Origin of the sequence: Aquabacterium sp. (genome assembly GCF_034003525.1) — a bacterium.
Lineage (GTDB): Bacteria > Pseudomonadota > Gammaproteobacteria > Burkholderiales > Burkholderiaceae_C > Aquabacterium.
In genome coordinates this window covers 123,419-137,631 of the sequence record NZ_JAVEYN010000005.1, presented here as the reverse complement: position 1 = coordinate 137,631, position 14,213 = coordinate 123,419, and the positions used below count along the sequence as shown (strand labels likewise).

The window sequence follows — 14,213 nt, the reverse complement described above, 5'->3', positions numbered from 1 at the left end:
AATCTGGCTGAAATTCGCCTTTCCATCACGCTCTGCCGGCGCAGCGTCAGTGGACCCACGGACAGGCGGGATAATGCGTTCCATGCAGATCTTTCGCGGATTCCATCATGCAGCACTGGCGCCGGCCTGTGCGCTGACCATCGGTAATTTCGACGGTGTCCACCGTGGGCATCAGGCGATGCTGGCGCTGCTGCGCAATGAGGCACAGCATCGCGGCTTGCCTGCCACCGTCCTCACCTTCGAGCCCCATCCGCGTGACTACTTTGCCGCGGTGACCGGGAAGCCGGAATTGGCTCCTGCCCGCATCGGGACCCTGCGCGACAAGCTCTCTGAACTGGAGCGCTGCGGCGTTGACCAGGTTGTGGTGCTGCCTTTTGACCAGCGCCTGGCCAGCCTCAGCCCTCAGGCCTTCATCGATGACGTGCTGGTGAACGGCCTGAAGGCCCGCTACGTGCTGGTGGGCGACGACTTCCGTTTCGGCGCCAAACGCGCCGGCGACTACGACCTGCTCGATGCCGAAGGCAACCGCCAGGGCTTTGATGTCGCCCGCATGATGAGCTACGAGGTGCATGGCCTGCGGGTGTCATCGTCGGTGGTTCGTGAGGCCTTGGTGGCAGGCGACATGGCCCAGGTCGAGCGCCTGCTGGGCCGCCCCTACACCATCAGCGGCCACGTCGTTCACGGCGCCAAGCTGGGCCGCAGCCTCGACTGCCGCACCCTCAATGTGCGTTTCGGACACGAAAAGCCCGCCACATCCGGCATCTTTGCCGTGCGCACCCACGGCTTGGCCGAGCAGCCCCTGGAGGGCGTGGCCAGCCTGGGCGTGCGCCCCACGGTGGAAGACGCCGGCCGTGTCCTGCTGGAGGTCCATTGCTTTGATTGGCCCGCGGCCCTCGGCAAGGAAGGGGGCTACGGTAAAATCGTGCGCGTAGAGCTCTTGCACAAGTTGCGAGACGAGGCCCGTTACGACGGCCTGGAGGCCCTGCAGGCCGCCATTCACCAAGACATTGCCGACGCGCGCGGGTTTTTCGAGGCTCAGCGGCGCGGCGTTTAAGCCGAACCCTGAGCCCCCATGAGCCAAGACCAGACCGCCAAGCCCGGCAAGAGCCAACAAGAAGCCAAGAAGGGCGGCGCCAAACCCGCTGAGGCGCCCGAGTCCAAGTACCGCGCCACGCTGAACATGCCGGACACCCCCTTCCCGATGCGGGGGGACCTGCCCAAACGTGAGCCTCTCTGGGTGGCCGAGTGGGAGCAAAACGGTCTGTACGACAAGCTGCGCGCCGCCCGTCAAGGCGCGCCCAAGTTTGTGCTGCACGATGGCCCGCCGTATGCCAACGGCAACATTCACATCGGTCACGCCGTCAACAAGATCCTCAAGGACATGATCGTCAAGGCGCGCCAGCTCAAGGGCATGGACGCCATCTACGTGCCCGGCTGGGACTGCCACGGTCTGCCCATCGAAAACCAGATCGAGAAAACCTTCGGCCGCAACCTCAGCCGCGACGACGTGCAAGCCAAGGCCCGCGTCTACGCCGCCGAGCAGATCGACGGGCAACGCACCGACTTCAAGCGCCTGGGCGTGCTGGCCGACTGGGCCCATCCCTACCGCACCATGGACTTCGGCAACGAAGCCAACGAAATCCGCGCGCTCAAGAAGATCATGGAGCGCGGCTACGTCTACCGTGGCCTCAAGCCCGTGTACTGGTGCTTCGACTGCGGCTCCTCCCTGGCCGAGTTCGAGATCGAATACGCCGACAAGAAGTCGCAGACGCTCGACGTTGCCTTCCCGAGCGCCGAGCCCGCCAAGCTGGCCGCCGCCTTTGGCCTCAGCAGCCTGAGCAAAGACGCCTTCACGGTGATCTGGACCACCACCGCCTGGACCATCCCCGCCAACCAGGCCCTGAACGTCCACGCCGAACTCAGCTACGCCCTGGTCGACACGCCCAAGGGCCTGTTGGTGCTGGCCGAATCGCTGGTGGATAAAGCCGTGACCCGTTACGGCTTTGCGGCCGACGACTGCAAGGTCATCGCAACGACCACCGGCGCCAAGCTCGAAGGCCTCAAGTTCAAGCACCCGCTGGCGCATGTGCACGAAGGCTATAACCGCGAAGCCCCCGTCTACCTGGCCGACTACGTCAGCGCCGAAGACGGCACCGGCATCGTGCACGCCGCGCCCGCCTACGGTGTGGACGACTTCAACTCCTGCATCGCCCACGGCCTGAAGTTCGACGACATCCTCAACCCCGTGCAAGGCAACGGCGTCTACGAAGCCGAACTGCCCCTGTTCGGTGGCATGCACATCTGGAAGGCTGCCCCGGTGGTGCTGGAGACCCTGCGCGAGCACGGCCGCCTGCTGGCCACCCAGGACATTGTCCACAGCTACCCGCACTGCTGGCGCCACAAGACGCCCGTCATCTTCCGCGCCGCCGCTCAATGGTTCGTGCGCATGGACGAAGGCGAGGGCGTCTTCACCACCGACAAGGCCGAGAAGACCCTGCGCCAGACCGCGCTGGACGCCATCGACCACACGACGTTCTACCCTGAGAACGGCCGCGCCCGCCTGCGCGACATGATCGCCAACCGCCCGGACTGGTGCATCAGCCGCCAGCGCAACTGGGGCGTGCCGCTGCCCTTCTTCCTGCACAAGGTGACGGGCGAGCTGCACCCCGACACCATGGCCCTGATGGACAAGGCCGCTGACCTCGTCGAGCAGGGCGGCGTCGAAGCCTGGTCCACGCTGGACATGGCCGCCTGGCTGGGTGACCAAGCCGACGACTACGCCAAGTCCACCGACATTCTGGATGTGTGGTTCGACTCGGGCACCTCCTTCTTCCACGTGCTCAACCCCGCCCAGGGCAGCCACCCTGACGCCGGCCACGACGAGCTGCACGAAGCCGACCTCTACCTCGAAGGCCACGACCAGCACCGTGGCTGGTTCCACAGCTCCCTGCTGGCCGCCTGCGCCATCTACGGTCGCGCGCCCTACAAGGGCCTGCTGACCCACGGCTTCACCGTGGACGGCCAGGGCCGCAAGATGTCCAAGTCGGTCGGCAACGTGGTCGCCCCGCAAGAGGTGTCCGGCAAGATGGGCGCCGAAATCATCCGCCTGTGGGCCGCCTCCACCGACTACTCCGGCGACCTGGGCATCGACGACAAGATCCTCGCCCGCGTGGTCGACGGCTACCGCCGCATCCGCAACACCCTGCGCTTCCTGCTGGCCAACACGTCCGACTTCAACCCGGCGACCGACGCCGTGCCGCTGAGCGAGCTGCTCGAAATCGACCGCTACGCCCTGGCCCGTGCCTCGCAATTGCAGGAAGACATCCTGGCCCACTACGAGCGCTACGAGTTCCACCCGGTGGTCGCCAAGCTGCAGGTGTACTGCTCCGAAGACCTCGGTGCTTTCTACCTCGACGTTCTGAAGGACCGCCTCTACACCAGCGCCACCCACAGCAAGGCTCGCCGCGCTGCGCAAACCGCGCTGTGGCACATCACGAACGGCATGCTGCGTTGGATTGCCCCGTTCCTGAGCTTCACCGCCGAAGAGGCCTGGAAGATCTTCAACGGTGGCGAGACCATTTTCACCGAGACCTACTGGGACTTCCACGAGGCCGACAAGGACACCGAGCTGCTGGCCAAGTGGTCGCGCATCCGCGCCTTCCGCGAAGAGGTCAACCGCCAGATCGAAGAAGTGCGCACCCGTGGTGAAGTGGGCGCCTCGCTGCAAGCCAACCTGTTCGTCACCATCAACGCCGACGACCAGCGTCTGCTGGCCGACTTGCGCAGCCTGGGCGACGACCTGAAGTTCGTGCTCATCGTCTCCAGCGTTGAGCTGGCCGAAGGCCACAGCACCCAGATCGAGGTCAACCCCTCCAAGGCCGTCAAGTGCGAGCGCTGCTGGCACTACCGCGACGACGTGGGCGTCAACCCCGAGCACCCGACGATCTGCGGCCGTTGCGAGAGCAACCTGCACGGTGACGGCGAACACCGCGAGCACGCCTGATGGCCACCAAGAAGTCTTCCGGCGGTACCTCGCGCGGTAGCCAAAACCAGGGCTTGCTGCCCTGGCTCGGCATCGCCGCCATCATCATCCTGCTCGACCAGTTCACCAAGGTGCTCATCGTCGGCTGGATGCAGCACGGTGACAGCCGCGAGGTCTGGTCTTTCTTCAACATCGTGCGGGCGCACAACACCGGGGCGGCCTTCTCCTTCCTGGCGGGGGCGGGGGGCTGGCAACGCTGGTTCTTCGTCGGCCTGGGGGCGGCGGCCACGGTCTTCATCGTCTACATGTTGCGCCAGCATGGCAATCAGAAGCTGTTTGCCTGGGCGCTCACGCTCATCCTGGGTGGCGCCATCGGCAATGTCATCGACCGTCTGGTGCACGGCTATGTGGTGGACTTCCTGGATTTCCACTGGGCCTTCCTCTCGGGCATTTTCCCCGGCGGCCATTTCCCGGCCTTCAACGTGGCCGATTGCGCCATCAGTGTGGGGGCGGTGTTGCTGATCCTTGACGAGGTCCTGCGCGTGCGACGCGGGGGCTAAACCCCGCTTCGCTCAGGGATGCGCCTGCGGCGTGAGGGCAGGGCGGTGTGCTAGGCTGAACGCAGTACATCGACTCTGCCACTGACTGCCATGCCTGGACTGCTTCCTGCCATTGATCCCGACGGTCTGCTTGAGTTTTCGGTCGTCTACACCGACCGCGCGCTCAACCACATGTCCAAACGCTTCCAGGGCGTGATGACCGACATCTCGGCCATGCTCAAGCGGGTGTACAGCGCGCACTCCGTGGCCCTGGTGCCCGGCAGCGGCACCTTCGGCATGGAATCGGTGGCACGCCAGTTTGCCCACGGCCAGCACGTGCTGGTCATCCGCAACGGCTGGTTCAGCTACCGCTGGACCCAGATTTTCGACATGGGCCAGATCCCGGCCAGCCACACCGTCCTGAAGGCGCGCCGCCTGCGTGACGACTCGCAGAGCCCCTGGGTGCCGGCCCCGATTGAGGAGGTCGTGGCCACCATCGCGCGCGAGAAGCCCGCTCTGGTCTTCGCCCCGCACGTGGAGACCGCCGCCGGCATGATCTTGCCCGACGACTACCTCAAGGCCGTGGCCGACGCTGTGCATGCTGTCGGCGGCCTGTTCGTGCTCGACTGCATCGCTTCGGGCGCCATGTGGGTGGACATGAAGGCCACCGGCGTGGACATCCTGATTTCGGCGCCCCAAAAAGGCTGGAGCAGCTCGCCCTGCTGCGCCATGGTCATGCTCAGCGAGCGCGCCCGCCAGGCCATCGACGGGACCCAAAGCAGCACCTTCGCGATGGACCTCAAGAAGTGGCTGCAGATCATGAAAACCTACGAGGGCGGCGGCCACGCTTACCACTCCACCATGCCCACCGACGCCTTGGTGCGCCTGCGCGAAGCCATGGCCGAAACCGAGGCCTATGGTTTCGAGAAAGTACGCCAGGAGCAGATCACCTTGGGTCTGGAAGTGCGCGCCTTGCTGGCCCGCCACCGCTACGAGAGCGTGGCCGCCGAGGGCTTCCAGGCGCCGGGCGTCGTGGTCAGCTACACCACCGACCCCGAGATCCAGTCCAGCAAGAAATTCTTGGCCCTGGGCCTGCAGACCGCAGCCGGGGTGCCCTTGCAGTGCGACGAGCCGGCCGATTTCCGCACCTTCCGTCTGGGTCTGTTCGGTCTGGAGAAGTGGCACCACATCCCGCGCACCCTGCAGCAACTGGATCAGGCCCTGACGGCCATTCAATCGGGACAATGAGTCCTCGTTGCAGGCCACGGGCAACAGTGGCTGCGTGACGGCTGTATCCGCACGCGACCCTCGCCGGGTCCGTGCTTTTCCCAATGACGATCTCCCAGTGGCGGCGTACTGTGTGGTCAGCATGACTTCCAGCAGGAGGGCGTATGGGTACGGTCGGTCGCTTGTCGCATCACGTTCTCGTCTCCCGCCGACGGGGCACCCGGCGGCGCTCGGTCCTCAAGCGTCACCACGGCCACTGGACGGTGTCTTCCTTCGGGCATCAGCGTGAGGACCACCAGCCTCCTGCCTCCGCTGACAGCTCCGCAGCCTGGGCGGCCACGCCCTCGCAGTCAAGCCGCAGCGATCCAGCTGCCGCAACTGCCCGCCCGCCCAGCGTGCTGGACATGCCACTGGCCACCCTGTCTTGGGGCGATCCGCTGCGTTGGCTGCAGCGTGGCTGGGCCGATTTCCTGTGTGCCCCGTCGATCGGCCTGTTTTATGGTGCCTGCTTTGTTTTGATGGGCTGGGCCTTGCTCGCGGTGTTCGAGTTCGCGCCGCAGTACACCCTGGCCTTGTCGGCCGGCTTTCTGCTGATGGGCCCCTTTCTGTGTTTGGGCCTGTACCAGGTCAGCCGCAGCCTGGAGCGCGGCGAGCCGCCAAATTTCTGGCGCTCCCTCACCGCCTGGCGCATCAGCAGCGCGCAACTGGCCATCTTCGCGGCCATCTTGCTGGTTCTGGAGATGCTGTGGGGCCGCGCCGCCATGATCGTCTTCGCGATCAGCTTCACCGGCATGCCTGACTTCACTGGCCCCCTCTCGTCTTTTCTGACCGAGGAGTACCTGACCTTCTTCGTGACCTACACGCTGGTGGGCGGCATCTTCGCGGCGCTCATCTATGCCATCAGCGTCATCAGCATGCCGATGATCCTGGACCGGGGTGTGGACGCCATCTCTGCCGGTCTGGCCAGCATGCGACTGGTCAGCACGCAAACGGGCGTGATGCTCTTGTGGGCAGCCTTGATTTCAGGCTTGATCGTGCTGGCCCTGCTGCCTGGCTTCCTGGGCTTGCTGGTCGTAGGCCCGGTGCTCGGCCACGCATCCTGGCATGCCTACCGGGCCGTCATGCCAGTCGATGGCAAAGACGCCGAAGCTTCAGCAACCCGTTCCATCTGACCCGCCTGATGGGTGTCGCTGGCCGGGTCGCTCTTGGGCTACGGGCTCAGAACCGATGTGGCCCGCGGCCAGGCTTGAATGGTGGCTGACCGCGCCAGTAGCGCAGCATCAGCCAGCCGCCCAGCATGCCACCCAGGTGCGCAAAGTGCGCCACGCCCGAGGTCGTGCCCGTCACGCCCAGGAACAACTCCAGGCCACCGTACACCGCCACAAACACCTTGGCCTTCATCGGAATGGGCGGGAACAGCGGCATGATCGTGCGGTTGGGGAACATCATCCCGTAGGCCAGCAGCAGGCCGAACAGGCCGCCCGAGGCCCCCACGGTGGGGTTCATCCAGCCGCCCAGCATCGAAATGATCAGCTGACAGGCTGCGGCCGTCAGCACGCTGGCCAACAGGAACTGCAGGTAACGACGCGGCCCCCAGATGCGTTCGAGTTCGCTACCGAACATCCACAAGCCCATCATGTTGAAGAAAATGTGCCCCATCGACCCGTGCATGAAGGCGTAGGTCACCACCTGCCAGGGCATGAAGTAGCCGCTCTGCAAAGGCCACAAGGCCATGAACTGAGACAGCAGGTGACCAAAAGCCAGGTCCAGGCAGAACAAGGCCACGTTGATCAGAAGCAGGGCCTGGGTGATGGGAGGCAAAGGAGGCATGCGGCGCGTCGGTCAGATTGCAGAAACGCATCATAGAACGTCACGCGCGGTGCAGCCCTCGTCAGGGCGTGTTGGCTTGTGCTATCCTTCGAATCTTCACACAAATGCCCTGGTGGTGAAATTGGTAGACGCGCCGGATTCAAAATCCGGTTCCGCAAGGAGTGCCGGTTCGAGTCCGGCCCGGGGCACCACGCAATGCCATCAAGAGCTCCGATCCAGGGGCTCTTTTTGTTTGCAGAGAATGGTTGGCCGCGATGACCTATCCCACGCTTGAAGACGCCATTGGCAAAACCCCCCTCGTGCGCCTGCAGCGCATCCCTGGGGCAGACAACGCGGCCCGTGGCAACGTCATCCTGGCCAAGCTCGAAGGCAACAACCCGGCCGGCTCTGTCAAAGACCGCCCCGCCATCAACATGATCCGTCGCGCCGAAGAGCGCGGTGAGATCAAGCCCGGCGACACCCTCATCGAAGCCACCTCGGGCAACACCGGCATCGCACTGGCCATGGCCGCCGCCATCCGCGGCTACCGCATGGTCCTGATCATGCCGGAAGACCTCAGCATCGAGCGCGCCCAGACCATGAAGGCCTTCGGCGCCGAGCTCATCCTCACGCCCAAGAGCGGTGGCATGGAATACGCCCGCGACCTGGCCGACCAGATGGTGCGTGAAGGCAAGGGTGTGGTGCTCGACCAGTTCGCCAACCCCGACAACCCGGCGGTGCACTACGAGACCACCGGCCCCGAAATCTGGCTGGATACGAAAGGCCAGATCACCCACTTCGTCAGTGCCATGGGCACGACCGGCACCATCACCGGCGTCTCCAAATACCTGAAAGAGCAGAACCCCGCGGTGCGCATCGTGGGCGCGCAGCCGCAAGAAGGCTCACGCATCCCCGGCATCCGCAAATGGCCCGAGGCCTACCTGCCCAAGATCTACGACCCCAGCCGCGTCGACGAGCTTATCTACGTCAGCCAGGCCGATGCCGAAGACATGGCGCGTCGTCTGGCGGCCGAAGAGGGGCTCTTCTGCGGCATCTCGGCCGCGGGTGCCTGCTGGGCCGCCCTGCAATTGGCGCAGAATCTGAGCAACGCCACCATCGTGTTCATTGTCTGTGACCGGGGTGACCGCTACCTCTCCACCGGGGTCTTCCCGGCCTGATCCACACAGACCGATCCACCAGCCCGCATCGCCATGGACATCCACAAAGAACTCGACGCCCGCGGCCTGATCTGCCCCTTGCCCATCCTCAAGGCCAAGAAAGCCTTGTCCGACATGCACAGCGGCGAGATCCTCAAGGTCCTGGCCACCGACCCCGGCTCCGTGCGCGACTTCCAGGCCTTTGCCCGCCAGACCGGCAACGACTTGCTTGACCAGCAAGCCCTGCAAGGCGACGGTCGCGAGGAATACGTCCACATCCTGCGCCGCCGCTGAGCGGCCCGCGCAGTCCCTGGCCCGCTGATCAGTCCAGCAGGCTGTCCCCCTGAGGCGCCTGCAGACCCAGGTGGCGGAACGCCGTCGCCGTGGCAATGCGCCCGCGCGGCGTGCGTTGCAAATAGCCCTGTTGAATCAGGTAGGGCTCGATCACATCCTCGATCGTGTCGCGCTCCTCACCAATGGCGGCGGCCACGTTGTCCAAGCCGACCGGTCCCCCATCGAAGCGGTGGATGATGGCCTCCAGCAGTTTGCGGTCCATCACGTCAAAACCCACCGGGTCCACATCCAGCATCGCCAGGGCCTTGTCGGCCATCTCGCGCGTGATGCGCCCATTGCCCTTCACCTCGGCGTAGTCACGCACCCGGCGCAGCAGTCGGTTGGCAATGCGTGGCGTGCCGCGTGAGCGCCGCGCCACTTCCATGGCCCCTTCCGGGTCAATCGGTGCGCCGAGCAGGCCCGCCGAGCGCGTCACGATGCGCTGCAACTCCTGCGCCGAGTAGAACTCCAGCCGAGCCACGATGCCGAAGCGATCGCGCAAAGGGTTCGTCAACATGCCCGCGCGGGTGGTGGCACCCACCAGGGTGAAAGGCTGCAGGTCGAGCTTGATCGAGCGGGCGGCAGGCCCTTCACCAATCATGATGTCGATCTGATAGTCCTCCAGCGCCGGGTAGAGGATCTCCTCCACCACCGGGCTCAGTCGGTGGATCTCGTCGATGAACAAGACGTCATTGCGCTCCAGATTCGTCAGGATGGCGGCCAAGTCCTTTGGTTTCTCCAGTACCGGCCCTGAGGTCTGGCGCAGGTTCACACCCAACTCGGTGGCAATGATGTGGCTCAGCGTCGTCTTGCCCAGGCCGGGTGGGCCAAACAGCAGCACATGGTCCAGCGCCTCACCCCGCTTGCGCGCGGCACCAATGAAGATCTCTAGCTGTTCTCGGGCTTTGGCCTGGCCGACGTACTCTTCCAGGTCTTTCGGGCGCAGGGCCCGCTCCATCACGTCTTCGAGGGGGGAGGTCACCGCGGCGCCCACCACGCGGTCGGCGGTGTCACTCACAAAAGGGTTGACGGGCGTGATGCGCGTCCGGCGAGGGGCGTCGAAGTCGTCGGTCTGGATGCTCATGCCCGGATTATCCGCGGGGCACCCCAGTTGCGCCAATGCAACAGAAATTCAGGGTGCATATCCATATGACAAAGCTGTCATCACATCTGTCACAGAACTTTGCTGCAATGCCATCAGTTTCAGCGGACCGCGGCCTGGCTTCTCAGGCTCACAACCGAGGTGCCAAGCACCCGTCCACCGTCTCACGACATCGCTGAAGCGTGTAGTTCAACTTTGGAGAATTCCATGAAAAAGACCCTGTTGGCTCTGGCCGCCATCGCTGCCTCTTCGGCTGCTTTCGCTCAATCTTCCGTGACGCTGTACGGCGTGGTTGACGCTTCGCTGGAAAGCGTCAAGGGCACCGATACCGTGACCCGCGTCACCTCCAACAACCTGGCATCCTCGCGTCTGGGCTTCAAGGGCACCGAAGACCTCGGCGGCGGCCTGAAGGCCAACTTCGTGTTGGAAGCTGCTCTGGATGTGGACACCGGTGCCGCCAAGGATCGCTTCTTTGATCGCGCAGCTTGGGCGGGCGTGTCCGGTGGTTTCGGTGAACTGCGCTTCGGCCGTCAAGACACTTCGATTGGCCTGTTGGCTGGTAACAGCAACATCCTCGGCGCACAAGCCTACGACGATCTGAAGATCGCCAAGACCTTTGCAGCTGATGAGTATCGCCGTACCGACAACGCCATCACCTACATCCTCCCCAAGTTTGTGGAGGGACTGTCCGCTCAAGTGCAGTACAGCACCGCATACGGTACCAAGGGTGCGCCTGTTGCTGAAAACGCTGACAAGATTGGCAGCCACTACGGCCTGAACGTTCAGTACGCAGCCAGCGGCTTCAGTGCTGGCCTGGGCTACATCCAAGCCAAGCGCACCGCCTCCGTGGATGACACTGGCGTGCTGGCTTACCTGGGTTACGACTTCGGCGTGGCCAAGCTGACCGGTTACTTTGAGCAAGACAAGCGCGACGGCCAAGCTGAAAAGGTGCAAGTTGTGGGCGGTCGTCTGGATGTGCCGGTTGGCAAGGACCTCAAACTGCAGGCTTCGGTGTCGCAAGTCAAGGACGGCAAGTTTGGCGTTAAAGCCGACGAAGACGCCACCATCGTCGCACTGAAGGGCATCTACAGCCTGTCCAAGCGCACCTCTGTGTATGCACTGTTCACCAACGTCAAGAACGACGATAACCTGAACCGTGACGTTGGCGCAGCCGTTGCTAACGGCGAGACCGCTCGCGGCTTTGCCATCGGCTTGAGCCACAAGTTCTGATTCATTTCAGACCGCTGGGCAATCAAAAGGGGCTTCGGCCCCTTTTTTCTTGCGTTTAACGGGCTTGGCTGTGTCGTCGCCTAACGACGCAATGACTTTCGGTTACCCCGGACAAGTCAGCATCGGAGAATAATCACCGATGGACTGCCGGCGCCGTGTTGGCGGCTGCGTTTTGCCCAAGGGAGAAACCATGAACAAGAAACTGTTTGCGCTGGCCATCGTGTCGGCCGCCTCAGTGGCTTCCGCTCAATCCTCGCTGACCCTCTATGGCGTGGTGGATGCATCCGTCGAAAGCGTCAAGGCAGGCGACACCGTCACCCGTGTCAGTTCTGACAATCTGGCTTCCTCGCGCTTTGGCCTCAAAGGTACTGAAGGCCTGGGTAGCGGCCTGAAGGCCGTGTTCGCTCTGGAGGCGTCCGTCAAGCCTGATACCGGTGCAGCCGATTCCACGCGCTTTTTTGGTCGTCAGGCATGGATTGGCTTGAGCGGCGGTTTCGGTGAATTACGTTTGGGGCGCACGGACTCCTCGATCGGTGCACTGGCTGGCAACAGCAATATCCTGGGCGCCCAGTCTTACGATGACTTCAGCGCTGCCCAGACGCTGGCCGCTGTCAAATACCGCCGTGTGGATAACAGCATCACCTACGTGCTGCCCAAGTTGGTCGACGGACTGACCGCGCAAGTGCAGTACAGCACAAGAGCCGGAGAGCCCAAGGTTCTCGGCGCCGAAACCGCCGGTGACAAGACTGGCCGCCTTTACGGTTTGAGCCTGCAGTACACCGTAGGCGCGTTTGGTGCTGGCGCTGCTTACCTGGAAGCCAAGGCCAACGACCTTGGCGCCGAGGAGCGGTCGGCGCTGGCCTACCTGTCATACGATTTCACCGCTACCAAGGTGACGGGGTACTACAACCGCAATGCCTCGGGCATCAGTTTGGATGGCGCGCGTTACTTGTATGGCGTCCGTCTGGATGTGCCGCTGGCAAGTGCTTTCGCGCTTCAGGCCTCTGTCTCTCGCGCCAGCGAATGGGCGGCCATTCGAGACAATGCCGACGCCACCATCGTTGCGTTGAAGGGCATCTACAGCTTGTCCAAGCGTACGTCGGTCTACGCCTTGGCAACCACCGTGTCGAACGATGAACAGTCTGCCATCGCGGTAGGTGGCTTGACCGGAGTGAAGGGTGAGCGTTCCAGCGGCGTGGCGCTGGGCCTGAGCCACAAGTTCTGAGTCACCTCGTTTGAGGTGAATGCAAAAGGGGCTTTGGCCCCTTTTGTCGTTTCTAAGCCCCGCGGAGTGTTACCAACTGGCTGAACTATCTTCATCGTGTGTAGTGTGCTGACCACAAACTGGTGTAAACCCGTGAGTCTCTCTTGGGGTGTGCCAGCAACAATTCACGACACCCTCCCTGGGTTTTATTAGGAGATTCAAGATGCAAAAAACCGCGCTGACCACTGCAGCTGCGCTCGCTCTGGCCACCTTCGGTGCCGGTACCGCTTTCGCTCAATCGAGCCTGACCCTGTACGGTAACGCTGACGTCAGCGTGGACAACGTTAAGGTGACTAAGGGTGTTGCATTGGCCCCGGGCGTCCCAACCTCAGCGGGTATCTTGGCCGCGCCGGGTCGCGTGACGCGTGTTTCTCCCAGCGGTTCTTCGCAGACCTCGTTTGGTTTGAAAGGAGAAGAAAATCTGGGTGACGGCTACAAGGCCTCTTTTGTGCTGGAAGGGCAACTGGGCCACGACACAGGTGCTTTGGGTCAAGACGGGCGCATCTTTGGCCGTCAAAGTTATGTTGGTTTGACGACGCCATTCGGTGAAGTGCGCCTGGGTCGTCAATATGCCCCGATTTTCTATTCCACCGCATTTGTGACCGGTGAGCGCTTTGGTGCCACCGACCTCTTCATTGAAGGTGGTGCAACAAACAACCTGATGGTCCGCCAAGACAACCAGATCAGCTACTGGCTGAAGGCGGGTGGTTTTACTGGCTCGCTGGCGTACTCGCCTAACGCTGGCGCGTATTCGAAAGTGAACGCACAGCGCGGCGGTTCGGCTTCCTCTGCTTCGGGCGGCATTCTGGGTGCTGCGGGTGCCGGCGCTGAAGCCTCCGACTCCAAGGTCGGTCGCTCTGTTGGTTTCTTCGGTAATTACGCGTTCGACTCCGCTTTGAACGCCACGATTGGCTACCATCGTAACGAGTTCGACGATGCGTCGGTGTCCGTTGTGAGCTCCAAGTTGCCCGCCGCTGCAGTTGCAGGCATCACCTTGGATACTTACCAAGCGTATAACCTCGGTATCAAGTACGTGATGCCTTCGAATGGCATTTTGCTGGATGCTGCGTTTGGCCAAGGTCGTTATGATGTAAATGGCAGCACCGGTGACGGCAATCTGAAGATTCAGTTTGTGGCTGCTGGCATTCGCGTGCCCGTGAATCAATGGACCTTCTCGGGTCAAGTCTCCCAGATCAAGTTCAAGAACTTCACCAAGGGTAAAGACACTGGCCTGATGCTGGGTGCGGAGTATGCGCTCTCCAAGCGCACCACGCTGTACGCACGTGCGGTTCAAATTCGTGACGACGAAGGTACGGCTTCTAACGCTGCTGGTTTCACCCTGGGTGGCAGCCCGATCGGCCCGGTTCAGGGCGGTCCTGACGTCATCGCAACCGCTCTTGGTCTTCGCGAAACCCCTGTGTTCGCTGGCGCTGGTATCAACCCGGGCGGTAAGAGCACTTACATCGGGGCAGGCGTTCGCCATACCTTCTGATTCGTTGCTTGTGCACGAACTTCAAAACCGCCTTCGGGCGGTTTTTTCATGCCCCATTGTTTTTGAGCAAGTTCGAAT

12 protein-coding genes and 1 tRNA gene are annotated in these 14,213 nt (G+C 62.9%); 11 read left to right on the top strand and 2 right to left on the bottom strand.

Translation table 11 applies throughout. The features are described from left to right. Positions 1–82 precede the first annotated feature (82 nt). The 5 genes from RBT42_RS05025 (at position 83) to RBT42_RS05005 (ending at position 6,920) form a co-directional block, all read left to right on the top strand. On the top strand, positions 83–1,054 hold the full coding sequence (locus RBT42_RS05025; protein ID WP_320362770.1) for a bifunctional riboflavin kinase/FAD synthetase: 972 nt from the start codon (positions 83–85) through the stop codon (positions 1,052–1,054). Between the two features lie 126 nt (positions 1,055–1,180). Next, positions 1,181–4,003 carry an isoleucine--tRNA ligase gene (gene ileS, locus RBT42_RS05020; protein ID WP_320362801.1) on the top strand — a complete coding sequence of 941 codons (2,823 nt, stop codon included), beginning with the start codon at positions 1,181–1,183 and terminating at the stop codon, positions 4,001–4,003. Then, complete coding sequence (gene lspA, locus RBT42_RS05015; RefSeq protein WP_320362769.1) at positions 4,003–4,542, top strand: signal peptidase II; 540 nt, start codon at positions 4,003–4,005, stop codon at positions 4,540–4,542. Before ileS ends, lspA begins: the two co-directional genes overlap by 1 nt. Positions 4,543–4,632: 90 nt before the next feature. Further along, positions 4,633–5,769, top strand: coding sequence for an aminotransferase class V-fold PLP-dependent enzyme (locus RBT42_RS05010; RefSeq protein WP_320362768.1), 1,137 nt, complete (start codon positions 4,633–4,635; stop codon positions 5,767–5,769). Positions 5,770–5,912: 143 nt separating this feature from the next. Continuing rightward, positions 5,913–6,920, top strand: coding sequence for a DUF2189 domain-containing protein (locus RBT42_RS05005; protein ID WP_320362767.1), 1,008 nt, complete (start codon positions 5,913–5,915; stop codon positions 6,918–6,920). A 46-nt stretch (positions 6,921–6,966) separates the two neighbouring features. Here the strand turns inward: RBT42_RS05005 and RBT42_RS05000 are convergent, their stop codons facing one another. Further along, entirely contained in the window at positions 6,967–7,578 is a 612-nt protein-coding gene (locus RBT42_RS05000; protein ID WP_320362766.1) for a rhomboid family intramembrane serine protease, read from the bottom strand. A 106-nt stretch (positions 7,579–7,684) separates the two neighbouring features. Between RBT42_RS05000 and RBT42_RS04995 the strand changes: the two genes are divergently transcribed. From RBT42_RS04995 to RBT42_RS04985, 3 genes are all read left to right on the top strand, one after another. After that, positions 7,685–7,769: transfer RNA gene (locus tag RBT42_RS04995), tRNA-Leu, on the top strand. A 63-nt stretch (positions 7,770–7,832) separates the two neighbouring features. Continuing rightward, complete coding sequence (cysM, locus tag RBT42_RS04990; RefSeq protein ID WP_320362765.1) at positions 7,833–8,735, top strand: cysteine synthase CysM; 903 nt, start codon at positions 7,833–7,835, stop codon at positions 8,733–8,735. Positions 8,736–8,768: 33 nt separating this feature from the next. Then, positions 8,769–9,008, top strand: a complete 240-nt coding sequence (locus RBT42_RS04985; RefSeq protein ID WP_320362764.1) for a sulfurtransferase TusA family protein — start codon at positions 8,769–8,771, stop codon at positions 9,006–9,008. A 28-nt stretch (positions 9,009–9,036) separates the two neighbouring features. Here RBT42_RS04985 and ruvB read toward each other — a convergent pair whose 3' ends face one another. Next, positions 9,037–10,131, bottom strand: a complete 1,095-nt coding sequence (gene ruvB, locus RBT42_RS04980; protein WP_320362763.1) for a Holliday junction branch migration DNA helicase RuvB — start codon at positions 10,129–10,131, stop codon at positions 9,037–9,039. A gap of 225 nt (positions 10,132–10,356) precedes the next feature. Here ruvB and RBT42_RS04975 point away from each other — a divergent pair, with 225 nt between their 5' ends. The 3 genes from RBT42_RS04975 (at position 10,357) to RBT42_RS04965 (ending at position 14,135) form a co-directional block, all read left to right on the top strand. After that, positions 10,357–11,379, top strand: a complete 1,023-nt coding sequence (locus RBT42_RS04975) for a porin (RefSeq protein WP_320362762.1) — start codon at positions 10,357–10,359, stop codon at positions 11,377–11,379. Positions 11,380–11,569: 190 nt separating this feature from the next. Then, entirely contained in the window at positions 11,570–12,604 is a 1,035-nt protein-coding gene (locus RBT42_RS04970; protein WP_320362761.1) for a porin, read from the top strand. A gap of 202 nt (positions 12,605–12,806) precedes the next feature. Then, positions 12,807–14,135, top strand: coding sequence for a porin (locus tag RBT42_RS04965; RefSeq protein ID WP_320362760.1), 1,329 nt, complete (start codon positions 12,807–12,809; stop codon positions 14,133–14,135). Positions 14,136–14,213 lie beyond the last annotated feature (78 nt).

Bases quoted from the DNA above. Each gene is read 5' to 3' on its own strand.
- RBT42_RS05025 (WP_320362770.1), top strand. From the start codon at position 83: ATGCAGATCTTTCGCGGATTCCATCATGCAGCACTGGCGCCGGCCTGT.
- ileS (WP_320362801.1), top strand. From the start codon at position 1,181: ATGCCGGACACCCCCTTCCCGATGCGGGGGGACCTGCCCAAACGTGAG.
- lspA (WP_320362769.1), top strand. From the start codon at position 4,003: ATGGCCACCAAGAAGTCTTCCGGCGGTACCTCGCGCGGTAGCCAAAAC.
- RBT42_RS05010 (WP_320362768.1), top strand. From the start codon at position 4,633: ATGCCTGGACTGCTTCCTGCCATTGATCCCGACGGTCTGCTTGAGTTT.
- RBT42_RS05005 (WP_320362767.1), top strand. From the start codon at position 5,913: ATGGGTACGGTCGGTCGCTTGTCGCATCACGTTCTCGTCTCCCGCCGA.
- RBT42_RS05000 (WP_320362766.1), bottom strand. From the start codon at position 7,578: ATGCCTCCTTTGCCTCCCATCACCCAGGCCCTGCTTCTGATCAACGTG.
- cysM (WP_320362765.1), top strand. From the start codon at position 7,833: ATGACCTATCCCACGCTTGAAGACGCCATTGGCAAAACCCCCCTCGTG.
- RBT42_RS04985 (WP_320362764.1), top strand. From the start codon at position 8,769: ATGGACATCCACAAAGAACTCGACGCCCGCGGCCTGATCTGCCCCTTG.
- ruvB (WP_320362763.1), bottom strand. From the start codon at position 10,131: ATGAGCATCCAGACCGACGACTTCGACGCCCCTCGCCGGACGCGCATC.
- RBT42_RS04975 (WP_320362762.1), top strand. From the start codon at position 10,357: ATGAAAAAGACCCTGTTGGCTCTGGCCGCCATCGCTGCCTCTTCGGCT.
- RBT42_RS04970 (WP_320362761.1), top strand. From the start codon at position 11,570: ATGAACAAGAAACTGTTTGCGCTGGCCATCGTGTCGGCCGCCTCAGTG.
- RBT42_RS04965 (WP_320362760.1), top strand. From the start codon at position 12,807: ATGCAAAAAACCGCGCTGACCACTGCAGCTGCGCTCGCTCTGGCCACC.